Below are 23850 nucleotides of genomic sequence, written 5' to 3'. Positions count from 1 at the left end.
GGTTACTTCGCGTGGAGCAAGTCTTCGATCAGGGCGGAGATCCGGGCCTTGATTTCGTCCCGGATGGGCCGGACCGCCTCAACGCCCCGTCCGGCAGGGTCCTCGAGTTTCCAGTCCTCGTACCGTTTACCCGGGAAGATCGGGCAGGCATCGCCGCAGCCCATGGTGATCACGACGTCGGAGGCCTGCACAGCCTCGGTAGTCAGGACCTTGGGCAGCTCGGCGGCCATGTCGATCCCGTCTTCGGCCATGGCCTCCACGGCTGCGGGGTTGACCGAATCGGCGGGTGCTGAGCCGGCAGAGCGGACCTCGATCCGGCCCTTCCCCAATGTGCGGAGGTAAGCGGCGGCCATCTGCGAGCGGCCGGCGTTGTGCACGCATACGAACAGGACAGAGAGCTTGGTTTCGGTGGCTTTGGGGGTGCTCATCGGTTCGTCATTTCTTGAGATGCGGTGACTGGAGAGCCAGCGGCAGGCCAGTATTTCTTCTGCGCCCGGAGCGCGGCGTAGACCAGGGCAACCAGGACGGGAACTTCAATCAGGGGCCCGACGACGCCGGCCAGCGCCTGCCCGGAGGTCACCCCGTAGGTGCCGACTGCCACGGCGATGGCCAGTTCGAAGTTGTTTCCGGCGGCTGTGAACGCCAGCGTAGTGGTGCGCGGGTAGCCCAGCTTCAGGATCTTGCCCAGCAGCATGCCCACACTGAAAACCACCACAAAATAAACCAGCAGCGGCAGGGCAATCCTGGCCACGTCCAGCGGATGGGAGGTGATTCCATCGCCCTGCAGGGCGAACAGCAGCACGATGGTGAACAACAGGCCGTACAGGGCCCACGGTCCGAGCTTCGGCAGGAAGGTGCCTTCGTACCAGTCCCTGCCCCGGGCCCTTTCGCCCAGGGTGCGGGTGAGGAAACCGGCCAGCAGCGGGATGCCGAGGAAGATCAGGACACTGAGTGTGATGGCCCAGAAGGAGAACCCGACGCTGGTGGTTTCCAGGCCGAGCCAGCCGGGCAGCACCTGAAGGTAGAACCAGCCCAGGGCGCCGAACGCGAGGACCTGGAACACGGAATTGATGGCCACCAGCACGGCGGCGGCTTCGCGGTCCCCGCAGGCCAGGTCATTCCAGATCATCACCATGGCGATGCAGCGCGCCAGGCCCACAATGATGAGGCCGGTCCGGTACTCGGGCAGGTCCGGCAGGAAGATCCAGGCCAGCGCAAACATAAACGCCGGTGCGGCCACCCAGTTAAGGATCAGCGAGGTGACCATCAGCTTCCGGTCCGCCACTACCTTGGAGGTTTCGTTGTATCGGACCTTGGCCAGCACCGGATACATCATCACCAGCAGGCCGACGGCGATCGGCAGGGACACGTTGGAAACCTTCACCGAGTCCAGTGCCGGGCCGATGCCTGGAACCAGCCGGCCCAAGAGCAGTCCGGCTGCCATCGCGGCGAGGATCCACACGGGCAGGAAGCGGTCCAGCATCGACAGCCGGGCGGTGACCGGGCCGGTTTGGGGTGGTGCGGCGGGGGTGCTCACGAAACTCCTCAGAGATTTGGGGCGACACACATCGAGCAGTATCGATGGGTATCGATTTCGAGTATTCCCGCAGGCATCGACGAATGTCAATCCGAGTGCATAATGGACGGGTGACCACTGTTCAGACCGCTTTCACCCCTGCGTCCGATGTGTTCGAAGCGTCCGCTGTGTCCGATGTGCCCGATGTGTCTGAAGCCTGCTGCACGCCGCTGACCAAAGAGGCGCTCAGCGCCGAGGACGCCCAGCGGTTTGCCCAACTGCTCAAGGCTGTTGCCGAACCGACGCGGCTGCGTCTGGTCTCACTGATTGCGGCGCAGGAGAACAAGGAAGCGTGTGTCTGCGACCTGACTGAGCCGATCGGCCTGGGCCAGCCGACCATTTCCCACCACCTGAAGATTCTGGTGGATGCCGGAATCCTGCGCCGGGAAAAGCGCGGCGTCTGGGCTTACTACTCCATCATTCCCGGCGCGCTCGAACGGGCGGCTGCCGTTCTCGCTCCACGGTAGGCATAATGCCGTCCGGACCCGGTGCCGAACCCGGTGCCGTTACCCTCCGGGGCCTCACGGTGCAGGACTGGCCAGCGGTGCGCGGGATCTATGCGGAAGCAATTGCCGCCGGCCGGGCCACCTTCGAACGCCGGCCGCCGGACTGGAAAACCTTCAATTCCACCCATCTGACCGAACACAGGATTCTCGCGTGTGCCGGAGAAGAGATCGTGGGGTGGGCGGCAGCCGCACCCACCTCCACCCGCGCCGTCTACCGGGGAGTGGTTGAGCACTCCGTCTACGTCTGCCCTGCGGCGCAGGGGCGCGGCGTGGGCCGCCAACTGCTGCGCGCACTGGTTTCCTCCACCGAAAAAGCCGGCATTTGGACCCTGCAGTGCAGCATTTTTCCCGAAAACACCGCCAGTCTCGCCCTGCACAGGTCAGAGGGGTTCCGCGTCGTCGGCCGGCGGGAACGGATTGCGAAGATGACCCACGGACCGCAAACCGGCCAGTGGCGGGACACCCTGCTCCTGGAACGGCGCAGCGGCAGTGCCGGCGCAGACGCCGGCTAAGCCCCGTGGTTCACTTACACCTCGCGGTTCACCACTGCACGGGCAAACGAGACCAGGGCTTCCTTCACCACGGAGTCGGGCAGCGGAGCGAGGGCCGCCACGGCGTCTTCGGACCAGCTGCGGGCCACGGCCCAGGACTCTTCCGTCACCGGGCTGTTGCGCAGGGCGGCCACGGCTTCGGCCAGGGCCTCGTCCGAGGACAGGTCCCGCTCCACCAGGGCCAGCGCTGCTGCGGCATCGGCATCGCCGGCAGCCGCTGCACGGCGCAGCAGCAGGACGGGAAGCGTGGGCACGCCCTCGCGCAGATCGGTACCCGGGGTCTTCCCGGACTTTTCCTGCATACCGGTCACGTCAATCACGTCATCGGCCAACTGGAAGGCAATGCCCACCTTTTCGCCGTATTCGACCATGATGTCAATGACGTCCTGGCCGGCTCCTGAGAACAGCGCACCGAACTGCCCGGAAGCGGCGATCAGCGAACCGGTCTTGTCCGCGATCACGGACAGGTAGTGCTCCAACGGGTCCTGGCCCTCGGCCGGGCCCATGGTTTCATGCAGCTGCCCCATGCACAGCCGTTCGAATGTGTGAGCCTGGATAGCCAGGGCCGGTCCGCCAAGCGCGGAAACCAGGCTGGAAGCACGGGCAAAGATCAGGTCGCCGGTCAGCACCGCCACGGAGTTGCCCCAGATCTCATGTGCTGTGGGGGCGCCGCGGCGGTAGGGAGCCTCGTCCATCACGTCATCGTGGTAGAGCGTGGCCAGATGCGTCAGTTCCACGACGACGGCGGACTGGATGACCTTGTCCCCGGCTTCCTCCCGGCCGAGGTGGGAGGCCAGCAAGGTCAGCAGGGGCCGGATCCGCTTGCCGCCGGCTTCCACCAAGTGCCGGGAGGTGGTGTCGGCGAACGGATCAGAGTTCGCAACGGCCTCGCGCAGCCGCACCTCCACCTGTTCCAGGGAGGCGACCATGGAAGGCCCAAGCCTGGGATCCTCCGCCAGCAGCGCGAACCCCGGGGGCAGTGTGGAAGTGCTCGACCCGGACTCCGGGCTGGTGTTGGTGGATTCAGTCACTGTTCAAGACTAACTATTCGTCGGAACGGGTGGGCAAAGAGGCGAAACGTCAGGGGCGCCGGGGTGACAAACGGGAAGGTTCTCCCTGGTTGCCTGCCGCCGGAACGAGCATTTCCAGTAAGGCAATCACTCTATCCTCAATGCCCTTGGAGTTGCGGTCCGTGAGGTTGGCCAGCATCCGCACCACAAAGCGCATCAGCACGGGGATGGGCATTCCGGTGCGCAAAGCCAGCTTCATGACCGCAGGTTTTCCGATCATCGAGGCAAAAATGCGGCCCAGGGTGAAGTGGCTGCCCCACTCGTCCCGGACGTGCCCTGCGTAGGCCTGGAGTTCGACGTCGAACGCGGCCCGTGAGGAGAGCAGCCCGGGATCCAGGGATGCCCCCTGGCCTTCGATGATGTGTTCGGCCGCGAAGCGGGCGGATTCCATGGCGTAGGAAATGCCCTCACCATTGAACGGGCTGACCATCCCGCCGGCGTCACCCAGCAGCAGCAGTCCGGGTGAATAGTGCGGAGTTCGGTTGAAGCCCATCGGCAGGGCAGCGCCGCGGATTTCTCCCACCTGGTTCTCCGGGGTGAATCCCCACTCGGCGGGCATGCCCGCGGTCCAGTCGCGCAGGACCTTGCGGTAGTCCAGTTTCCCGAATTCCTTCGAGGAGTTCAGGATGCCCAGGCCCACATTGGAGGTGCCGTCCCCCACGCCGAAGACCCAGCCGTAGCCGGGCAGCGGGTTGCCGGCAGCGTCGGGCAGCTCCAGCCAGCCTTCCATCCAGTCATCGTTGGTGCGTGGGCTCTCGAAGTAGGTGCGGACGGCCACGCCCATGGGCCGGTCGTCCCGCTTTTCGATCCCGAGGCTCAGCGCGGTGCGGGTGGAGTTTCCGTCAGCGGCCAGCACGACGTCGGCCAGGAACGTACGCTCCTCACCGGTGCGCCGGCCGTTCCCGTCCAGGACGTTGGCGACAACGCCTTCCACGCGTCCGTCCTCGCCGCGGACGGCTGACGTGACGGAGTGGTGTTCAAGGATTTTTGCGCCGGCTGCCTGCGCGTGCCGGGCCAGGGCTTCGTCGAAGCCGAGGCGGGTGCGGATCAGCCCGTAGTCGGGGAAATCCGAAAGCGCCGGCCAGGGCAGCTCAATCGTCCGGCCGCCGGCAATCAGCCGCAGGCCCTTGTTCCGGCGCCAGCCCTCGGCTTCCTCATGCGGCAGGCCGAGCAGTTGGATTTCACGTACGGCCCTGGGCGTCAGCCCGTCGCCGCAGACCTTTTCGCGCGGAAAGGCAGTCTTCTCAAGCACGGTGACATCCACCCCGGCCGAGGCGAGGTAGTAGGCGGCCGTGGAGCCGGCGGGGCCGGCTCCGACAATCAGGACCTTCACTTCGCCGGAGATTCCCCGGACTTGGCAGCGGGCTTCACGGCGCGGTGCACAGCCACAATGCCGCCTGTGAGGTTGCGGTAGGCCACATCCTCCCAGCCGGTCTCGGCTATCCAGGCCGCCAGTCCGTCCTGGTTCGGCCAGGCCCGGATGGATTCGGCCAGATAGACGTACGCGTCCGGGTTGGAGGCCACCTTGCGGGCGATCGAAGGCAGTGCCCGCATGAGGTATTCGGTGTACATGGTCCGCCATACCGGGATGACCGGGGAGGAGAACTCCGCAATCACCAGGCGGCCGCCGGGCTTGGTCACGCGGAGCATTTCGCTCAGGGCCTTCTTCGGCTCATTCACGTTCCGCAGCCCGAAGGAGATGGTGGCGGCGTCGAAGGAGTTGTCCTCGAACGGGAGGTCGGTGGCGTCGCCGGCCACGAACTCGATATCGGGGCGGCGGCGCTTGCCAACCGTGAGCATGCCGATCGAGAAGTCGCAGGCCACGACGTCGATCCCGGCGTCGGCGTAGGGCTCGCTGGAGGTGCCGGTGCCGGCGGCCAGGTCAAGGACCCGCTGTCCGGGCACGGCGCCGACGGCGTCCACCACGATTTTGCGCCAACGGCGCGTCTGTCCAAGGGACAGCACGTCATTGACGACGTCGTATTTAGGTGCCACGTCATCAAACATGGCAGCAACTTCATCCGGGCGTTTTTCCAACGATGCGCGGTTCACCCTGTCATTGTCTCAAAGAATAGGGATGCCGCCGAACCGCCCCGCGGCAGTGTCTCCTTGCTCTCCCCTGCGGGCCGCCGGTAACGGGCGCGACCCGGCGGCGGAGTAATGTGGAATCACTATGACCACCCTGCGTTCTGTGACAGTGCCTGTCGGTGAGCTTTCCGCCACCATCGGCCTCCTTGAGTATCTGGTTCTTGACGAGCAGCTGTGCTGGATCCGGCAGCAGGAAGGACTGGTCGGCTTCGGCGAAGCTGCCCGTTTCACCTCCACCGGCCCGGAACGCTTCAGCCTGGCCGAGCATTGGTGGCGCTCCGTCCTGGCCTCCGCAGACGTCGAGAATCCGCTGTCGTTTGCGGGCACCGGACTCGTGGCCTTCGGCTCCTTCGCCTTCTCCAAGCGCTCCCCCTTCCAGTCCCGGCTGATCGTTCCCGAGGTGGTTGTGGGGCTGCGCGACAACGAGTCATGGGTGACCTATACAACCGCGGACCCCGACGCCGAGCTGTCCGAGGAGACGGCGAAGGCCGCCCTGGCCCGCTACCTCGAAGACCTGCCGCTGTACCGCGAACATGATCCGGCGGACCGGATTGTGCCCGGAATGCTCAGCGAGTCCGAGTGGAAAAACGCCGTGGCCCGGTCCGTGGCCCACATTGCCGCCGGAGACCTGAGCAAGATTGTCCTGGCCCGGGACATTGCCGTGGAACTGGGCAGCCCCCTGGTGGCGTCCCAGGTGCTGCGCGAACTCGCCGTCCGGTACCGCGACTGCTGGACCTACTCTGTGGACGGGCTAATCGGCTCCACGCCGGAGATGCTGATCCGGGTGCAGGACGGCACAGCGCAGGCACGCGTCCTGGCCGGAACCCTGGACCGGGCCACCGCCCCTGCCGGAGACCCGGATTACGCCACGCGGGTACTGGCCGGATCCGACAAGCAGCAGCACGAGCACCAGATCGCCATTGACTCCCTGACCCGGGCACTGGAGCCGTTCACGTCCTCCATGACCTCCCACACCGAGCCGTTCGTACTGGAACTGCCCAACGTATGGCACCTCGCCTCCGATGTCAGCGCCGAACTGGCGGCCGACGGTTCCGGCATGGTCCCCACTCCGCTGACACTGGTGGAGGCAGTGCACCCCACGGCAGCAGTCTGCGGATTCCCCACCAGTGTGGCCGGAGAGTTAATCAGTGAGCTTGAACACATGGACCGCGGTCCGTACGCGGGCCCGGTCGGCTGGATGGACGGGGCCGGAAACGGTGAATTCGGGATTGCCCTGCGCGGAGCCGTTATTGAAAACCCCACCCGGGTCCGGCTTTATGCAGGCTGCGGAATCGTTGCAGGATCCAATCCTGCCGCGGAACTGGAGGAAACCTGGAGTAAATTCCGGCCCATGCTCGAGGCCCTCAGCTTGGACCGCCCGCGAGCTGTTGCGCAGCGAAGCGGCGACCTGGCAGCTGCTCCCGCAGCATCCTGAACCGGCCCGGCAGCACCTTTGAACCATCCCCGGGTGGGGCATTGCATAACCGTTTGGTTCGTTGCATAAATTTGCATTGGGTAGAATAGAAACTCGGAAGCTGCCGTTGTGCCTGTTTCCACCTGCTGCCGCTTCCGGAGACGGTTAGTTTCCCCCTGCGGCTTCAACCCACGACCAAAGGTTTCCAATCGCCATGCTGCACAAAGCCCGCACCGCCGTCGTCGCCGTCCTGGCCGCCGGCGCGCTGTCCCTGACCGCCTGCGGCGGGGGGACCGAAGAAGAATCCGGTCTCGGCCTGGTCAACGAAGGCTCCCTGACGGTCTGCTCCAACGTCCCGTTCGAGCCGTTTGAATACGTGGTCGACGGCGAGTACACCGGATTCGACATTGACCTCACCCGCGAAATCGCCACCGGAATGGGCCTGGACTACCAGGTGCAGAACGTCGGCTTCGACGGACTGCAGAGCGGCACCGTCCTGGCCGCCCGCCAGTGCGACATGATCGCCGCCGCCATGACCGTCACCGAGGAGCGCGCGGACAAACTGGCCTTCTCCGACCCGTATTACGACTCCCTGCAGTCGCTGCTGGTGAAGTCCGGCTCCTCCATCGCGTCCGTGGCTGACCTCGACGGCAAGAAGGTGGGCGTCCAGCAGGGCACCACCGGTGAGTCCTACGCACGGGACAACGCTCCCGAGGGCGCCGAGATCATGTCCTTCCAGACGGACGCCGAACTGTTCCAGTCCCTGCAGGCCGGCGGCGTTGACGCCGTGCTGCAGGACCTGCCGGTCAACCAGGACCACACCGAGGACGGCAAGTTCACCGTCAGCGCCACCTTCGAAACCGGTGAGGTCTACGGCTTCGCAATGAAGAAGAAGGGCACCGAAGAGCTGACCGCCGAGGTCAACAAGCAGCTCTCAACCCTGCGGGAGAACGGTAAGTACCAGGAGCTCTACGACAAGTACTTCGCGCAGTAGCTCCACTTCCGCACCGCAAGGGCCCGGCGGCAAAGTAGCCGACATGTTACCGAAATATGCGGTACGTACGCTCTAGACTGCATCCCAATACCAGCAAAGGGTGAGCCGGGCCACACAGGCCCGGCTCACACCGTCCGACGTAAGGTTGTAACTCATGTTGCGTAACACCCGCACTGCTGCCCTGGCCTTCCTGGCCGTGGGTGCCCTCTCGCTGACCGCCTGCGGCGGCGGTTCCAATGACGATGCCGGGTCCTCCGACGCCGGCAACGAGTTCAACCTCGTGTCCGACGGCGCGCTGACGGTCTGCTCGGATATCCCCTATGCACCCTTCGAGTACGAAGAAAACGGGGAGTACACCGGGTTCGACATGGACCTGATCCGCGAGATCGCCACCGGTATGGGGCTGGAACTGGAAGTTCAGGACGTGGGTTTCGACGGCCTGCAGAGCGGCACGGTCCTGGCGGCCGGCCAGTGTGACCTGGGTGCCAGCGCCATGACCATCACCCCGGAACGTGAAGAAAAGCTCGGTTTCTCCGAGCCGTACTACGACTCACTGCAGTCCCTGCTGGTTCCGGCCGATTCGGACACCAAGGCACTGGAGGACATGTCCGGCAAGAAGCTGGGTGTCCAGCAGGGCACCACCGGCGAGGCCTACGCCCGCGACAACATCCCCGACGACGTCGAAATTGTTTCCTTCCCCAGCGACGCGGAACTGTTCCCCGCCCTCCAGTCCGGCAACGTGGACGCCGTCCTGCAGGACCTGCCGGTGAACCTCGGCCACACCGACGACGGTGCCTTCACCATTGCCGAGAAGTTCCAGACGGACGAGTCCTACGGTTTCGCGATGGAGAAGGAGAACACCGAACTCATCTCCGCGGTGAACGAGCAGCTGTCCGAACTGCGCGAAAATGGTAAATACCAGGAGATCTACGACAAGTACTTCACCGAATAAGCCCAGAACCATCAATGCTGTGCCGTCCCGGGCGCCAAGGCCCGGGACGGCCCGTTTTCTCTTCTCCGGAAGGCTCCACCCTTGAAACCCTCCACCCGCAGACGCCTGGTCCAAGGCGTCCTGTACGCCGTCTTTGTCCTCGCGCTGGCAGCCGTTGTGCTGCTGGCCGACTGGGAGGCCATCGGCGAGAACTTCTTCGACCCCGAGGTGGCCCGCGAGGCCTTCCCGACCATCATCACGGTCGCCGTGAAGAACACCATCATCTACACGGTGATCGCGTTTGCCGGCGGCCTGCTGCTGGGCCTGGTTTTGGCCCTGATGAAGCTCTCCCCCGTAGCCCCCTACCGTTGGGCCGCCACGGTGTACATCGAGCTTTTCCGTGGCCTTCCGGCGCTGCTGGTGATTTTCGGTTTCGCCTTCGCCGTACCCATTGCCTTTGACTGGCGGCCCCCGGGCGGCAGTGCCGGCGCCGGTCTGCTGGCCCTCATCATCGTTTCGGGCGCGTACATCGCCGAAACCATCCGCGCCGGTATCCAGGCGGTTCCCGCCGGGCAGGCTGAAGCGGCCCGCTCGCTGGGCATGAGCCCGGCCTGGACCATGGTGTCCGTGACCCTGCCCCAGGCTTTCCGGATCATCACGCCGCCGCTGACCAATGAACTGGTCATCCTGATCAAGGACACTTCCCTGCTGTTCATTGCCGGCATGGCCCTGCAGGACCGTGAGCTGACCACCTTCGCCCGCGACTCCGTTTCCCAGACGGCCAACGCGACGCCGCTGGTCCTGGCCGCCCTGATGTACCTGATCATTACGCTGCCGCTCACCCAGCTGGTAGCAAAGCTTGAACGACACAACCAGAGAGGCAGGTAGCAGCCATGAGCGTCGAGAAGAACAGCGCCGTCGATAAAAACAGTGCCCCTGCCATCGAGGTCCGCAACCTTCACAAGTCCTTCGGCAGCAACGAGGTCCTCAAGGGCATCGACTTCCACGTGGACCAGGGCGAGGTGGTCTGCGTGATTGGCCCGTCCGGTTCCGGCAAGTCCACCCTCCTGCGGTGCGTGAACCGCCTGGAGGATCCCACCAGCGGCACCATCATGGTGGAAGGGGTAGACATCACCGACCCCGACACGGACCTGGACAAGGTCCGCACCCGGATCGGCATGGTCTTCCAGCAGTTCAACCTCTTCCCGCACCTGAACGTGCTGCGCAACCTTACCCTGGCCCAGCGCCGGGCCAAGCGCCGCGGCAAGTCCGAAGCCGAGCAGGTGGCCAAGCGGAATTTGGCCAAGGTGGGACTGGCGGACCGTGAAGGCGCCTTCCCCGGCCAGCTTTCCGGCGGACAGCAGCAGCGCGTAGCCATTGCCCGCGCACTGTCCATGGATCCGGACATGATGCTCTTTGACGAGCCGACGTCCGCCCTGGACCCCGAACTGGTGGGCGACGTGCTGGGCGTTATGCGTCAGCTCGCCGAAGAAGGCATGACCATGATGGTCGTGACGCACGAAATGGGCTTCGCCCGCGAGGTTGGCGACCGCGTGGTCTTTATGGACGGCGGCGTCGTGGTGGAGCAGGGACGCCCCGAGGATGTCCTGGGCAACCCGCAGCACGAACGCACCCGTGCCTTCCTCTCGAAGGTCCTCTAGGACTTAAGGGCCTCTAGGACCTAAGGGCCTCTAGGACTTGGGGGCCTCTGGGACTTCTCCAGAGCTTCCACTCAGCAGCATCGAACGGCCCGCACCTGGAGGTGCGGGCCGTTCTTTTTTGTCTCAGGAGCAGGTCAGTTTGTTCTCAGGAGCAGGTCAGCGGCGCAGGGACGCCGTGACCGCGTCTTGGACCCGGGCGTGCAGGTTCCGGAGCATGTCCCGGGCCACGCGCACTTCCAGCACGGACCGGCCGGCCACCGGCGCCGACAGCGCCGCTTCGAGCTCAGCGGCTGATTGGAGCAGCTGGTGCCGCACCCCGTAGCCGGCGCACAGTGCGGCCAGGTCTGCCCGGTGCGGGGTGCCGAAGAAACGCTCCACCAAGGCGGTATATTTCGGGTCCTCGCCCAGCGCGCCGTGTTCGAGAACCGAGAAGATGCCGCCGCCGCCGTCGTTGAGCACCACTATCTGCAGGTCCGGCTCATCCTCCCCCGTCCCCAGGAGCAGCGCACCGGCGTCATGCAGGAAGGTCAGGTCCCCCACCAGCAGGCGGGTCGGGATGCCGCCCGCCAGCGCAATACCGGTGGCCGTGGAAATGGTCCCGTCGATGCCGGCCAGCCCCCGGTTGGCGTACACGTCCAGCGGATGCCAGTCCGGGGCAGCAACCAGGTCCATGTCCCGGATGACGTTGGAGGAGCCGAGCACCAGGTTCGCGTCCGCGGCGTCCCAGACCAAATCGGCCACCTGCAGACCGGTCAGTTCAGCCTGCCCCTCCAGCATGTTGGTGATGGTGTTACGCGCCGCTTCCGATGCTGTCTGCCAGGCCTCGAGCCAGCCGGGTGCTCCGGCGCCGGCAAATTCGAAGAGCCCGGGAATGTCGTTGATGATCGTTTCAGGCCGCCGTCCCGGCGTGAACCAGTTCACCGGGCGGGGCAGGTACAGCGCCTTCTCCACGTCGGTGCGGGCCAGCAGGGCAGCCACCGGCCGGGACAGGGTGGGGCGGCCGAAGACCACCACGCGTTCGATCTGCGGCCCAAGCTCGGCGAGCAACAGCCGGTACGCGGAAACGGCGTTGGGCCCAAAGCGCGCGTTGGAAGACGGTTCGGCGAGCAGCGGCAGCCCGGCACGCAGGGCAAAGACGGCGGCGAGTTCCCCCGCGCCGTCGCCGGCCACCACTACGGTGCGGTGCGTCCCCGGAACGGGCGGATCGGTGGCGGGAACACGGTCCTCCGCCGGGACGGGAGCTACGACGGGCAGCGTTTCCGGGACATCCGGGGCGTTGAGGAACAGCGGGTCGGTGTCGCGGGGGGTCAGCGGGTCGCGGAACTGCAGGTTGATGTGCACCGGTCCCACCGGGATGCCGGCCCCCAGCCGGGCCAGGGCGGCCGAAATGGCTCCGGCCGGGTCTGTGCCGGCTTCCACATCCTGAGCTGCCACGGGGAAGCCGGCAAAGATGCCCGGCTGTACCGTGGTCTGGTTGGCGCCGGTGCCGTGCAGTTCGGCAGGCCGGTCCGCTGAGAGCACCACCAGCGGGACACCTGCGTGGTGGGCCTCCATCACGGCCGGAACCAGTTCACCCACAGCGGTGCCCGAGGTGGTCACTACGGCTGCGGGGCGGTGTCCGCCGCGCGCCAGGCCAAGGGCCGTGAAACCGGCAACCCGCTCGTCGATCCGCACGTGCACGTGCATCCGGCCCTGCAACTGCGCTTCGGCCAAGGCGTAAGCCAGCGGTGCGCTGCGTGATCCCGGGGCAATCACGACGTCGTGCACCCCGGCGGCCGCGAGGGCGGCGACGGCGGAGCGGGCGGCCTGCAGGGAACTCAACCCATTTCCGGCAATCGGTTCGGGACTGCTGGCTGCGGGCTCAGGGCGGTGCGAAGATCCGGTCACCCTTCCATCCTAGGGTTCGGCGTCACCGGATGCGGTGCGGGCCGTCCACCGTTGACGCACAGCCCGGCCGTTCTTAGGCTGTCGGGCAAGCCGGAGCGGCGCCGAACTTAAGCTGCCTCGGGCGTTTTCCGCAGCTGCCCGCGAAGGGGACCCATGCCGCTCTACTCCTACCGCTGCCCGGACTGTTGGGAATTTGATGTCTTCCTCGCGATGGGCGAAGCCACCGGCTTCATCCCCTGTCCCACCTGCGGACACGCGGCTCAGCGCCGGTTCACGGGCCCGCATCTGTCGCATGCCTCCGGCAGCGCCTACCGCCTGCTCGAAAAAACGGAGCGCTCGGCCTCGGAGCCCGGCGTCGTCGCCGTGCCCGGGACCGAAGCTGCCGCCCCACGCGCCACAACGTCCGCGAACCCGCTGCACCGCAAACTTCCCCGGCCCGATTAGCTGCACCCGCCCACCCCAAGGAGAGACCATGCCAAAGACCGTCTTTTCCCTCGATTCCACCAGGACGTTCGAAGACCAGGAGAGACTCGGCCACAACCGCTGGCATCCCGAAATTCCCCCGGTCGCGGTGGTGCGGCCCGGCGATTCCTTCCGTGTGGATTGCCGGGAATGGTTCGACGGCGCCATTCACAACGACGACTCAGCCGAGGACATCCTCAACGCTCCGCTGCTCGCCGTCCATAAGCTCAGCGGCCCGTTTGCCGTCGAGGGCGCCAGGCCCGGCGACCTGCTGGTGGTGGACATCCTCGACGTCGGGCCCATCCCGCAGGAGGACAACGGCCCGCTGGCCGGACAGGGCTGGGGCTATACCGGGATTTTCGCCCGGGAAAACGGCGGCGGGTTTCTTACCGACCAGTTCCCCGACGCATACAAGGCCATCTGGGACTTCACCGGCCAGCGCGCCACCTCCCGGCACGTGCCCGGAGTGTCCTTTACCGGGCTGATCCACCCCGGCCTGATGGGCACCGCTCCCTCGGCGGCGCTGCTGCAACGGTGGAACCAGCGCGAGGGCGCACTGATCCAGACCGACCCGTACCGGGTGCCGCCGCTGGCGCTGCCGCCGGAGGCCGGGCACGCAGTGCTTGGCGGACTGCCCCAAAGCGAATGGGACAGGGTGGGGGCGGAGGCTGCCCGGACTGCGCCGCCGCGGGAGAACGGCGGGAACCAGGACATCAAGAACCTCTCCAAGGGCAGCAGGATCTTCTATCCCGTATTTGTGGACGGCTCCAATCTGTCCGTCGGGGACCTGCATTTTTCGCAGGGCGACGGCGAAATCACCTTCTGCGGGGCCATCGAGATGGGCGGCTTCATAGACCTGCGGGTGGACCTGATCCGGGGCGGGATGGACACCTACGGAGTGGGCGAGAATGCCATCTTTATGCCCGGCACCGTGGAGCCTCGGTTCTCCGAATGGCTCGCGTTCTCCGGCACTTCGGTAACGCTCGACGGAGAGCAGCGCTACCTCGATTCTCACCTGTCCTACCAGCGCGCCTGCCTGCACGCGATCGACTACCTGACCAAGTTCGGATACTCCCCCGAGCAGGCGTACCTACTGCTGGGCGCCGCCCCGATCGAGGGCCGGCTCTCCGGCGTCGTGGACATCCCCAACTCCTGCGCCACGGTCTACCTACCCACCGCGATCTTCGACTTCGACGTGCGGCCCTCCGCTGCCGGCCCGGTCCGGATCGACCCGGGCATCGGCGCGCCGCATGCGGCCAACCCGTGACGCGCGGCCTGTCTGGCAGGATGATGGGGTGCGATTAGCGCGGCCCCACGGGGGCCTTCCGCACGAAGTGAATCAGGATGCTTCCATGACCCTTCCTGCCCCCGCTCCTTCAGTGGAGCTGCACGTGCTCACCGGCAACTACGTGATTGCCAGGCTTTCCCCCGCCGCGGAGGCGCCCGCCGGTCTCCTGGCTGCGGCGCCCCCCGACGGATTCGTTTCGATCACCCGGACGCCGCAGGAGCTTTCGATTGTCTGCCCCGCGGCGCTGGCTCCGGCAGATGCCGAAATTGATGGAACCTGGGCCGCTCTTTATGCCTCAGGCCCCATTCCCTTCGGCTTGACCGGAGTGGTGACCTCCCTGGTTGCGCCGCTTTCGGCCGCCGGCTGCCCGGTGTTTGTGGTCTCGACCTTCGACGGCGACATCCTCATGGTTCCCTCACCGCAGTTCGATCAGGCCCGCGACCTGCTGCGGGCAGCAGGTCATACGCTTCCCTAGGCCCCGGCCCCGCCGTCGACCGGGATTATTGCCCCGGTAACGTAGGACGCCCGGTCGCTGAGCAGCCAGGCGGCGACCTCGGCAATCTCCTCCGGTTCGGCCAGCCGGCCGAGCGGAACCGATGCCACTATCGACTTGACGACCCCGGGAGCAGCCTCCTCCCACGTATCGATCATTTCCGTGGCCGTACCCCCCGGGGTGATCCCGTTGACCCGGATCCGCTCGGGGGCCAGGTTCACGGCGGCAGTCTCCGTCAGGCTGTTCAGCGCCCGCTTCATGGCGCCGTAGGCGGGGAGGGTGGGGTTCGCCCGCCGGCTGCCGATGCTCGATGTGTTCACGACTGCTCCGCCGCCGCTTTTCCGCATGAGCGCGGCTTCAGCGTTCAGGGCAATCCAATGTGCCCGGAAATTTACCGTGTACTGCTCCTCAAGGTCCTCATCGGTGATGGTTTCCACGCTGCCGGGCGGCTGGATGGCGGCACCGTTGTTGAAGGCGCCGTCCAGCCGCCCATGCAGTTCCCCGACGTGGTCCAGCGCGGCACGGATGCTTGCCGGGTCCGCCAGATCCATCCGAACGGCGTCCGCCACGCCGCCGTCGCGCCGGATACCGGCCACAATGCGGTCCAGGGCTCCGGTGCTGCGGGCAGCGAGCACGACGGCGGCGCCTTCCCGGGCGAAGAGGCGTGCGGCCGCGGCTCCGATACCCCGGCTGGCACCAGAGACGAAGACGACCTTGCCGGCAAGCAGTCCGAGGGATGGGGCTTCAATGGTTTTTGTTTGTGTCATGTCCACAGCGTTCCGCAGGCCCGGAGCCGGAAACAGGCACAGACTGTACTACTCTCCACCGGCGTCGGACGGGCACACTTAGGGGCATGGATAAGCAGGAGCTTGGAGCATTCCTCCGCAGCCGCCGGGAGCGGCTCCGCCCGGAAGACCGCGGCCTTCCCCCAGGTCCCCGCCGGCGCGCCCCCGGGCTGCGCCGGGAGGAGGTCGCGGTGCTTGCACACATCTCCACCGAGTATTACGCGCGCTTGGAACAGGGGCGGGCGCCCCGGCCATCGGCCGAGGTCCTGGCCGGGATCGCCGGGGCACTTGGACTGACGGATGCAGAATCCATGCACCTGCACGCCCTCGCCGGCACGGCACCCCTGCATCGCGGGATGCACCGCCGGGACGTCCGCCCCAGCATCCTGGCGCTCCTCGACCGGCTTCCCCAGACGGCCGGGTTCGTGGTCTCCGCGGCGTTTGAGGTCCTCGCCTGGAACGACCTCGCAGCCGCCCTGATGGAGGACTACGCCAAACTCGATCCCGCGGACCGCAACCTTGCGAGGAAGGCGTTCCTTCGTCCCCGGACAGAGGAGGACCTATACGGCATCAGCGACGGTGCCGAATTCCGGCAGACCGCGGTTCGGCGGCTCCGTTCGGCTCTGACCCGGTATCCGTCCGATCCGTCAGTCAGGGACCTGGTCCGGGACCTGCAGGAGGGCAGCCCCGAGTTTGCCCGGTTGTGGGACCGGCACGACGTCCAGTATGTGCCCACCCTGCGGAAAACCTTCCGCACCGCCATCGGGGATATCACCGTCGACTGCGACAGCTTGGATATGGCGGACCGTGACCAACAGCTGGTGCTCTACAGCGCCCCGGCGGGGTCCCGGGATGCGGACAATCTTGCCCTTTTGGGCTTGATCGAAGACCCCCAGCTCCCGGCCCCCGGGATGCAACGGGAAGGGTAACGGCACGAGCCGGACCTGCGTGCGGGCACTATCGGTCCGGTGATCCTGTCGGTACACGCCCCGGCTGTCAGAGGCGGCCGGGCAGAAGAATCGCCACCTAGGCGCGTCGGGCCAGCAGCCTGTGCACCCGCTCCAACCGGTCCAGCCACCACCGGGTGCGTTCCGCAGGGGCTGCATAGCGTTCCAGCAGTTCCTCGGACACCGTCACGTCCCGCACGGCCAGGGCGCCGCCGTCGGGCAGCAGGGATTCCCCGGTGACGTCGCCGGCCATCAGCGAAAGGGTGCCCAGCCCGCAGGCGTAGGGCAGCTCGGGCAGCGCGGCGGCCAGGGCGACGCCGGTGCGGATGCCCACTGAGGTGTCGATGGCGGAACTCACCACGGCGGGGAGCCCGGCCTGCCGGACTATATCCACAGCCCGGCGCACCCCGCCCAGCGGCGCGGCCTTGATGACGATCAGGTCCGCGGCGTCTTCGCGGGCAACCTTCAGCGGGTCCGTTTCCTTGCGGACACTTTCATCAGCGGCAATAAGCACCGGCACCTCACGGCGGCGCAGCTCGGTCCGCACCGCACGCAGCCCGTCAATCCCGGCTACGGGCTGTTCGGCATATTCCAGCCCGGCCTCGGCCAGCCGGGTCAAGGTTGCGACGGCGGTGGGAATGTCCCAGCCGGCGTTGGCGTCCACGCGGATTCCGGCGTCGGGCAGCAGCCGCCGCACCTCGGCCACGCGGGCCAGGTCCTCTTCCGGGGACTGGCCTGCCTCCGCCACTTTCACCTTCACGGCGGATACCGTGCCGAAGCGGGCCAGCACGGCCTCCACCTGGTCCACAGGCACTGCGGGAACGGTTCCGTTTACCGGCACCGAGTTCCGCACGGGTTCCGGGTAACCCAGCTCGGCGGCTTCCAGGGCCGAGGCCAGCCACGGCACGGCTTCGGCATCCGCGTACTCCGGGAAGGGGGAGAATTCGCCCCAGCCTGCGGGCCCCTGCAGCAGCAGGGCCTCACGGTGCAGGATGCCGCGGAACTTTACCCGCATGGGAATGGAGACCACACGCGCACCGGCGCGCAGGGCAGGGAAATCGGTACTCATCCAGTTCGGCACCATGCCAGCCTACGCTTGTGGAGTTTTAGGCCGCCGCGGTGAAGGCAGGCTCAGGCAACGTTCACGATGATGTGGCAATCTGGAAGCAATGGATACTCGCAACTTGCTGGCACAGCGCTCCCGTGCCCAACGTCCGGCTGCGCATAATCCGGCGCTCTTCCTTTTTGCCGCCCTTGTATGTGCCGCCGGCGTTGCCGCCACCTACTGGTTCTTCGTCCGCACCACCACCGGCCAACTGGCCGACGAATCCGCGTTCAAGGAAGCCGAACTGATCGCCCTGGGCAACCATCTGCCGGTCATCTCGTTCCTGGACAACCTGCCGCTCATCTCGGTTTTCATCGCGGTGATAGTGGTGGTTTTCGTGACCATCCTGCGGCATCGGATTTCCCCTGCCGTGATTGCCCTGGGTACGTTCGCTGCAGCCAACATCAGCAGCCAGCTACTCAAACGCACCGTGCTGGACCGTCCCGACCGGGGCGTGGTGACCCTTGATTTCAACTCGCTTCCTTCCGGCCACACCACCCTTGCCGCCTCCGCCGCGGCGGCGGTCTTCCTGCTGGCCTCCCCGCGCTGGCGCCCGCTCGCGGCGCTCTTCGGCGGCAGCTACGCCATCTTGGCGGGGGCAGCCACGTTCCTGAACCTCTGGCACCGCCCGTCCGACGTCGTCGCCTCCCTGCTGGTGGTGGCGGCCTGGACGCTGGTGGGCGGCCTGGTCATGATGCGCACCAACCCGGAATGGAACTGCTGGCCGGCCACCGGCCCGGCCCAGGGGCAGGCGAAGGTCATTGCCCTGCTGTGCGCCGTGCCCGGCGTCCTGGCCACCGCCGTGAGCCTGGGCCTGTACTTCTACGCCCGGTGGGATTCGGCCCCCGTGGCCACTGCCGCGCCGCTGTATTTCTGGGCAGGTCTGGCGCTGATTGTCGGAGTCGGTTTCCTGATCAGTGCCCTGGCCTGCTGGCTGTTCAGCCAGCAGGCGGGGGACCCTGCCCGACGCTAGCGGCTGCCCGGGCCTTGCGCCCGGGCACCCAGCGCCACAGCACCGCCGCTCCCAGCAGCCCAAGTACGGCGGTAGCCCCGATTCCCGCCGACAGCGAGACAAGGGCGGTTACGGCCGCGAGCAGTCCCGGCCCGCCCATGGTTCCAAGGTCCGCGAGCAGCCGCCAGATGCCCAGGAACTGCGGGCGTCCCGGCGAGGGCGAAAAGTCGGCGCCAAGGGTCATCACAATGCCGGAGCCTATACCGTTGCCAAATCCGATCAGCAGGGCCGCCAGCAGCAGCCCGGTGGGTCCGCCGGCCAGCGGCAGCAGGCCCAGCCCCGCGCCCATGATCAGCATGCACGGCACAGCCACCGAGCGCCTGCCCCAGGTATCCATGGCCTTGCCCGCGGGATAAAATATCAGCATGTCGATGGCGCCCGATAGCCCGTAAATCAGTGCCGTGGCGGTGGGATCCAGTCCAATGTGCTGGGCCCACAACGGAATCACTGCCTGTCTGGTGGCCCGGACCGCGGCGATCAGCAGCACCCCGATGCCGATGGTCCGGAACACCCGGGCATGGCTGCGCAGGATGCCAAGGACCGTGGGTGCAGGGGCATCTTCCGGTCCGCGGCCAGCCGGCCCGCCCGACCCTCCGGACCCGCTGGAACCGCTTGAACGGAGGGCCAGATCCGGGACCTGGAAACTGAGGATGCCTGCCCCGACGGCGGCCACGGCACCCACCCAATAGGCGCCCTGGGTGCCCAGGAAGTGGATGGCCCCGGCAGCGGCAAACGGACCAATAAAAACGCCGATCCGGTTGACGCCGCCCAGGGTGGACAGCGCCCGGGCACGGAAATACAGGGGCACCGCCTCGGTGAGATAGCTCTGCCGGGCCAGGCCGAACACCGAGCCGGCCATCCCGACCATAAACACGGCCACGGCAAAACCCACAACACCGGTACGGCTGCTGCCAGGACCATGGCCAGTGCGCACCAGGCCGAGGCAGCCACAAGCGCCCATTTCTCACCGAACCGCGTGGTGACCAGGGTGGCAGGCACATTGGTCAGCAGCGAGCCGACCCCGGTAAGGGTGATGAGCAGGGCAGCCAGGGCAACGGTGGCGCCGAGGCCGCGGGCGGTGATCGCCACCACCGGCAGGATGGCGCCGGTTGCCAGCCCGTAAAGCAGGGTGGGGCCGTAGGCAGGAACGGCTATGGTTCGAAGGCTGAAATCATCCGCTGGCACGGCCCCAGACTATCCCCGCACCGGCTGCCGGACAGTGCTGTTACTTCTTCAGCCACTTCCACCGGGCAAGGGTCCGAAGCCGCGTCAGCAGCGCCCGCGACTGTTCGGGCCCGTACGGAAGGATGGGGATGGCCTTGGTCATGTCCACCGATGCCTGGTCCATGGCGCTGCGGGTCACGGCGACGGCGGTGCGCATCTTGTTCATCTGGGTGGTCACGAAATCCACCGTGACCGGTGAGCCGTGACCGGGAATGAACACCGTGTACAGGTCTTCCAGGGCGGTGATCTTGCCCAGCGTGCGGATCCAGTCCTTGGGGAAGGAATCCTCGAACTGCGGGTCCGCTCCCTGCTCCACGAGATCTCCGGTGAACAGGACGTCGCCGGCTCCGACCAGCAGGTCGTGGTCCGTGTGTCCACGGCCCAGGTGGAACAGGGTGACGGAGATGCCGCCCAGATCCAGGTCCACGGGGGCCTCATCCACCAGCTTTGTGGGCTCGGCGATTTCCGTGTGTTCACCCATCCCGGCAGCCATCTCGGGCTCGGCGTCGGCCGCCTGGGACCGGTGGGTGTTGCCGTTTTCGCGAACGCTCGCGGCGCAGCCGGCGGTGGCCCAAATGTCCTCCACACCGTTGGCCAGCATCAGGGCGTTGCCGAAGTAGTGGTCGAAGTGCGCATGCGTGTTCACCGCCGTCAGCGGCAGGTCCGTCAGCTGCCGGGCGGCGTCATAAATTTCCTGTGCCATGCCGGGGCCGGCTCCGGTGTCAATGAGCAGGGCCCGCTCGTCGCCCACCACCAGTCCGGTGTTGACGCTGTAAGCGGTGTTGCTGCGCACCCAGATGCGGGGCGCAACCTCCTGCCAGCCCAGCTGGCCGGTTAGATGCTGCTGCGGTGTTTCGGTCATGTCAGGGATCCCTTCGCCGGCCCTACCAACCTATCGCGGACGGGTTGTGCGCGGCACGTATTACGGGGCAGTGGTTACAGGCCAGTCGTTACAGGTCAGTCGTTACAGGTCAGTCGTTTCGGATTGGCAGCTACAGGTCGGCCAGCACCCGGGCCGGGTTTTCGACGGCGTCGGCCACGTACCGCAGGAACCCGCCGGCAGTGCCGCCGTCGCAGACCCGGTGGTCAAAGACCAGGGTCAGCTCCGTCATTTTGCGTACAGCCAGCCGGCCGTCAACCACCCACGGTTTGTCGATAATGCGGCCCACGCCGAGGATGGCCGATTCGGGGTAATTGATGATGGCGGCGCTGCCGTCCACGCCGAACACCCCGTAGTTGTTCAAGGTGAAGGTGCCCGAGGTCAATTCGGCAGCGGTGGCGCGTCCCTCCTGTGCCGCAGCGGTCAGCCGGCGGATTTCGGTGTCCAGCTCGCGCGTTGACAGCGAATCGGCGCGCCGTACCGCGGGCACCATGAGCCCCCGCGGAGCCTGCACCGCTATGCCCAGATTCACTCCGTCGAAGGCCTCGACCGCCGCTTCGGCTCCCCCGCGGAACGCTGTCCCTGAGGCTGCGCCCGGGCGGGTGCCGGACTGTCCACCGGGACGGGCGCCGGCGCCTGCAGGTTCCGCAGCCGCTTCCCCGGCCGGAACGTAGCGGGTATTCAGCTCCGGGTAGCGGGCCAGCCCGGCCAGGGTGAACCGGGCCAGGAAGGACAGCAGCGACGGAACGCCCTGGCCGTCCCGCGCCAGGTCGGCACGCAGTTCCACCAGTGCGGTCGCGTCCACGTCCACCCAGACCGTGGCCTCGGGGATCTCGGCGCGGCTCCGGCTGAGGGTCGCGGCTGCCGTGCGGCGCAGACCCCGTAGAGGGGTGCGGCTGGTGATGGCCAGTCCGGTCCGGGGATCCCGGGGTCCGGCCGGTATTGTGGCCGCCGTGCCAGCCGCAGGGGCCAGCGCCGGGGCCGGGGCAGGGGCCAGAGCAACCGCCGCCGGGGCAGGGGCCGCCGGGGCAGCAACCGCCGCCGGGGCAGGGGCCACGGGCACTGTGGCGATGATGCCCGCGACAGGACCGTTGGCCGGCATCCCGCCCGGAACAGACTTGGCTGCCATGGCCGATTGGACGTCGCGTCGCAGGATCAGGCCGTCCGGTCCCGTCCCGGTGAGACCCGTCAACCGCAGACCTGCGTCCCGGGCCATTCGGCGCACCAGCGGCGAGATGCAGCGCGGAGCTTCAGCGCCGGGATGCTGCTGCGCCGATCCGCCGGCGGCGCCGCGCTCCGCAGGGTTCGGCCCACCGGCTCGACGCTTGGGTGCGCGGGTACGCCGCGGCGCCCGGTCTGCTGCCGGGGTGCCGTAGCCGATCAGCACGTTTCCGGAACCGGCCTTTTCCTCCTGCCGGTAGGCCTCCCCCGCCGCGGAAGCCGCCGCTTCCGCAGTTCCCACCGCCGCAGCGGTTTCCAGTCCGGCAGCAGGCGCTGTTCCCAGTCCGGCAGCAGGCGCTGTTTCCAGCCCGGCTGAAGCGGCATTCGCCGAGTCCCCCTGCGACGGCTCGGCGGCCAACGGCCCCGCAGGCGCGGTATCCACCGAAATCAGGGGACGGCCGACGTCGACGCTCTCTCCCGCGCTGCCGTGCAGCTGCGCCACCCGCCCGGCGAACGGGGACGGAACCTCCACCAGGGACTTGGCTGTCTCCACCTCCGCCACCGGCTGGTCCACCGCCACGGTGTCGCCAACCGCAACGAGCCAGTTGACCAGCTCAGCTTCGGTAAGGCCCTCGCCCAGGTCCGGCAGCAGGAAAGTACGCACACTCATCGCGGCCCTCCCGCCTCTGCGCGGGTTTCCGTCTCGACGGCCCCCGCATCACCGGCGTCCCCCTCGTCCCACTGCAGCTCGTCCACGGCCTCCAGGATCCGGTCCACGCCGGGCAGGAACCAGTGCTCCAGCTTCGGCGCAGGGTAGGGCACGTCGAAACCGGTCACCCGCAGCACCGGGGCGGCAAGGGAGTGGAAGCAGCGTTCCTGCACGCGCGCCGCAATTTCGGAGGCGACAGACGCGAACCCCGGTGCTTCGGCAATCACCACGGCCCGCCCCGTCCTGCGCACCGAGGCATCCACGGTGGCGTCGTCATACGGGACGATGGAGCGCAGGTCGATCACTTCCAAGGACCGCCCTTCCGCTTCAGCGGCAGCTGCGGCGGCCAGGGCTGTGGAGACCGACGGCCCGTAGGCAATCAGGGTGGCGTCCGTTCCGGAACGTGCAACGGCGGCCGTGCCGATGCCGCCGGCTGCCTCGGTCCCGGTCCGCACGGCATCATCGGCGGCGCGGCGCAGTGCCGGCAGATCAACGGTTTCCTTCGCCCAGTAGAGCTTTTTGGGTTCCAGGAAGACCACCGGGTCGTTGAGCCGCACCGCGGCGCGCAGCAGCGAATACGCGTCCGCGACGGTGGCCGGGGCCACCACGGTGAGGCCCGGGGTGTGCGCATAGTAGGACTCGGAGGAATCGCAGTGGTGTTCCACTCCGCCGATTCCGCCGGCGTAGGGAATCCGGATCACCAGCGGCAGCTTTACCTTGCCGCGGGTGCGGTTGGACATTTTGGCCGCATGGCTGACCACCTGCTCAAACGCCGGGTAGGCAAAGGCGTCAAACTGCATTTCCACCACCGGCCGCAATCCGTTCATCGCCATGCCCACGGCCATGCCCATAATGCCGGATTCGGCCAACGGGGTGTCGAAGCAGCGGTCGGTGCCGAAGCGGGCCGTCAGGCCGTCGGTGATCCGGAAGACCCCGCCCAACGGACCCACGTCCTCCCCGAAGACCACCACCGCGGGATCGGCGGCCATCTCGTCCGCGAGCGCCGCGTTGAGCGCCTTCGCAAAGGTCAGGGGGCCGCCGTCGGTCTCCGGTGCAGGCACCCCTGCGGGCCGGGCCTGCGTGCTGGTTGCTGCCATGGTGTGCGC

General features: G+C 67.1%; 23 protein-coding genes and 1 pseudogene. 12 read left to right on the top strand and 12 right to left on the bottom strand.

What is annotated here, in order from left to right; translation table 11 throughout:
* Positions 1–2: 2 nt before the first annotated feature.
* Complete coding sequence (locus tag QNN98_RS04255) at positions 3–428, bottom strand: arsenate reductase ArsC (protein WP_283996364.1); 426 nt, start codon at positions 426–428, stop codon at positions 3–5.
* Positions 425–1483, bottom strand: coding sequence for an ACR3 family arsenite efflux transporter (arsB, locus tag QNN98_RS04250; RefSeq protein ID WP_283996567.1), 1059 nt, complete (start codon positions 1481–1483; stop codon positions 425–427). The genes QNN98_RS04255 and arsB overlap by 4 nt, the downstream gene beginning before the upstream one ends.
* Before the next feature lie 164 nt (positions 1484–1647).
* Here arsB and QNN98_RS04245 point away from each other — a divergent pair, with 164 nt between their 5' ends.
* The gene (locus tag QNN98_RS04245; protein ID WP_283996363.1) at positions 1648–2043 is read left to right on the top strand and encodes an ArsR/SmtB family transcription factor; all 396 of its coding nucleotides are present in this window, start codon (positions 1648–1650) and stop codon (positions 2041–2043) included.
* A 5-nt stretch (positions 2044–2048) separates the two neighbouring features.
* On the top strand, positions 2049–2594 hold the full coding sequence (locus QNN98_RS04240) for a GNAT family N-acetyltransferase (RefSeq protein ID WP_283996362.1): 546 nt from the start codon (positions 2049–2051) through the stop codon (positions 2592–2594).
* Positions 2595–2608: 14 nt separating this feature from the next.
* On the opposite strand, the gene QNN98_RS04235 is transcribed toward QNN98_RS04240, so the two are convergent.
* The 3 genes from QNN98_RS04235 to QNN98_RS04225 form a co-directional block, all read right to left on the bottom strand.
* Positions 2609–3562, bottom strand: a complete 954-nt coding sequence (locus QNN98_RS04235; RefSeq protein WP_227912948.1) for a polyprenyl synthetase family protein — start codon at positions 3560–3562, stop codon at positions 2609–2611.
* A 151-nt stretch (positions 3563–3713) separates the two neighbouring features.
* Positions 3714–5036: a geranylgeranyl reductase family protein gene (locus QNN98_RS04230; RefSeq protein ID WP_283996361.1), complete on the bottom strand. Its 1323-nt coding sequence runs from the start codon at positions 5034–5036 to the stop codon at positions 3714–3716.
* Positions 5033–5755 carry a demethylmenaquinone methyltransferase gene (locus QNN98_RS04225; RefSeq protein WP_283996360.1) on the bottom strand — a complete coding sequence of 241 codons (723 nt, stop codon included), beginning with the start codon at positions 5753–5755 and terminating at the stop codon, positions 5033–5035. Before QNN98_RS04225 ends, QNN98_RS04230 begins: the two co-directional genes overlap by 4 nt.
* Positions 5756–5876: 121 nt before the next feature.
* Between QNN98_RS04225 and QNN98_RS04220 the strand changes: the two genes are divergently transcribed.
* From QNN98_RS04220 to QNN98_RS04200, 5 genes are all read left to right on the top strand, one after another.
* Positions 5877–7226 (top strand): isochorismate synthase, encoded by a 1350-nt coding sequence (locus QNN98_RS04220; protein WP_283996359.1) that lies wholly within the window; start codon positions 5877–5879, stop codon positions 7224–7226.
* Between the two features lie 193 nt (positions 7227–7419).
* Positions 7420–8199: a basic amino acid ABC transporter substrate-binding protein gene (locus QNN98_RS04215; protein ID WP_229957780.1), complete on the top strand. Its 780-nt coding sequence runs from the start codon at positions 7420–7422 to the stop codon at positions 8197–8199.
* A 154-nt stretch (positions 8200–8353) separates the two neighbouring features.
* Positions 8354–9151, top strand: a complete 798-nt coding sequence (locus tag QNN98_RS04210; RefSeq protein WP_227912697.1) for a basic amino acid ABC transporter substrate-binding protein — start codon at positions 8354–8356, stop codon at positions 9149–9151.
* Positions 9152–9232: 81 nt separating this feature from the next.
* Positions 9233–10018 carry an amino acid ABC transporter permease gene (locus QNN98_RS04205; protein WP_227912696.1) on the top strand — a complete coding sequence of 262 codons (786 nt, stop codon included), beginning with the start codon at positions 9233–9235 and terminating at the stop codon, positions 10016–10018.
* Positions 10019–10023: 5 nt separating this feature from the next.
* Positions 10024–10791, top strand: a complete 768-nt coding sequence (locus tag QNN98_RS04200) for an amino acid ABC transporter ATP-binding protein (RefSeq protein WP_227912695.1) — start codon at positions 10024–10026, stop codon at positions 10789–10791.
* Between the two features lie 156 nt (positions 10792–10947).
* Here QNN98_RS04200 and menD read toward each other — a convergent pair whose 3' ends face one another.
* The gene (gene menD, locus QNN98_RS04195) at positions 10948–12678 is read right to left on the bottom strand and encodes a 2-succinyl-5-enolpyruvyl-6-hydroxy-3-cyclohexene-1-carboxylic-acid synthase (protein WP_283996358.1); all 1731 of its coding nucleotides are present in this window, start codon (positions 12676–12678) and stop codon (positions 10948–10950) included.
* Positions 12679–12831: 153 nt separating this feature from the next.
* Between menD and QNN98_RS04190 the strand changes: the two genes are divergently transcribed.
* The 3 genes from QNN98_RS04190 to QNN98_RS04180 all read left to right on the top strand — a co-directional run bounded on the left by QNN98_RS04190 (position 12832) and on the right by QNN98_RS04180 (position 14903).
* Positions 12832–13122 (top strand): FmdB family zinc ribbon protein, encoded by a 291-nt coding sequence (locus tag QNN98_RS04190; RefSeq protein WP_227925212.1) that lies wholly within the window; start codon positions 12832–12834, stop codon positions 13120–13122.
* Positions 13123–13150: 28 nt separating this feature from the next.
* The gene (gene fmdA, locus QNN98_RS04185; protein ID WP_283996357.1) at positions 13151–14407 is read left to right on the top strand and encodes a formamidase; all 1257 of its coding nucleotides are present in this window, start codon (positions 13151–13153) and stop codon (positions 14405–14407) included.
* 85 nt (positions 14408–14492) lie between these two features.
* Positions 14493–14903: an ACT domain-containing protein gene (locus tag QNN98_RS04180; RefSeq protein WP_283996356.1), complete on the top strand. Its 411-nt coding sequence runs from the start codon at positions 14493–14495 to the stop codon at positions 14901–14903.
* Here the strand turns inward: QNN98_RS04180 and QNN98_RS04175 are convergent.
* Positions 14900–15688, bottom strand: coding sequence for an SDR family NAD(P)-dependent oxidoreductase (locus QNN98_RS04175; RefSeq protein WP_227925216.1), 789 nt, complete (start codon positions 15686–15688; stop codon positions 14900–14902). The genes QNN98_RS04180 and QNN98_RS04175 overlap by 4 nt on opposite strands.
* A gap of 86 nt (positions 15689–15774) precedes the next feature.
* On the opposite strand from QNN98_RS04175, the gene QNN98_RS04170 reads away from it, so the two are divergent.
* The gene (locus tag QNN98_RS04170; protein WP_227925217.1) at positions 15775–16635 is read left to right on the top strand and encodes a helix-turn-helix transcriptional regulator; all 861 of its coding nucleotides are present in this window, start codon (positions 15775–15777) and stop codon (positions 16633–16635) included.
* Between the two features lie 97 nt (positions 16636–16732).
* Here the strand turns inward: QNN98_RS04170 and QNN98_RS04165 are convergent, their stop codons facing one another.
* Entirely contained in the window at positions 16733–17722 is a 990-nt protein-coding gene (locus tag QNN98_RS04165; protein ID WP_283996355.1) for an o-succinylbenzoate synthase, read from the bottom strand.
* A gap of 100 nt (positions 17723–17822) precedes the next feature.
* Between QNN98_RS04165 and QNN98_RS04160 the strand changes: the two genes are divergently transcribed.
* Positions 17823–18731 (top strand): phosphatase PAP2 family protein, encoded by a 909-nt coding sequence (locus QNN98_RS04160; protein WP_227925220.1) that lies wholly within the window; start codon positions 17823–17825, stop codon positions 18729–18731.
* Here the strand turns inward: QNN98_RS04160 and QNN98_RS04155 are convergent.
* The 4 genes and pseudogenes from QNN98_RS04155 to QNN98_RS04140 form a co-directional block, all read right to left on the bottom strand.
* Positions 18697–19955, bottom strand: a pseudogene (locus tag QNN98_RS04155) (MFS transporter). The gene QNN98_RS04160 and the pseudogene QNN98_RS04155 overlap by 35 nt on opposite strands.
* Positions 19956–19995: 40 nt before the next feature.
* A complete protein-coding gene (locus QNN98_RS04150; RefSeq protein ID WP_283996354.1) occupies positions 19996–20856 on the bottom strand; it encodes an MBL fold metallo-hydrolase in 861 nt (286 codons plus the stop codon).
* A gap of 130 nt (positions 20857–20986) precedes the next feature.
* The gene (locus QNN98_RS04145) at positions 20987–22705 is read right to left on the bottom strand and encodes a dihydrolipoamide acetyltransferase family protein (RefSeq protein ID WP_283996353.1); all 1719 of its coding nucleotides are present in this window, start codon (positions 22703–22705) and stop codon (positions 20987–20989) included.
* A complete protein-coding gene (locus tag QNN98_RS04140) occupies positions 22702–23841 on the bottom strand; it encodes an alpha-ketoacid dehydrogenase subunit beta (protein ID WP_283996352.1) in 1140 nt (379 codons plus the stop codon). Before QNN98_RS04140 ends, QNN98_RS04145 begins: the two co-directional genes overlap by 4 nt.
* Between the last annotated feature and the right edge of the window lie 9 nt (positions 23842–23850).

Source organism: Arthrobacter sp. zg-Y1143, assembly GCF_030125565.1.
Taxonomy (GTDB): Bacteria; Actinomycetota; Actinomycetes; order Actinomycetales; family Micrococcaceae; genus Arthrobacter_B.
Note: the sequence above shows the minus strand (reverse complement) of the source record. Positions and strands in the feature narration are given on the sequence as shown.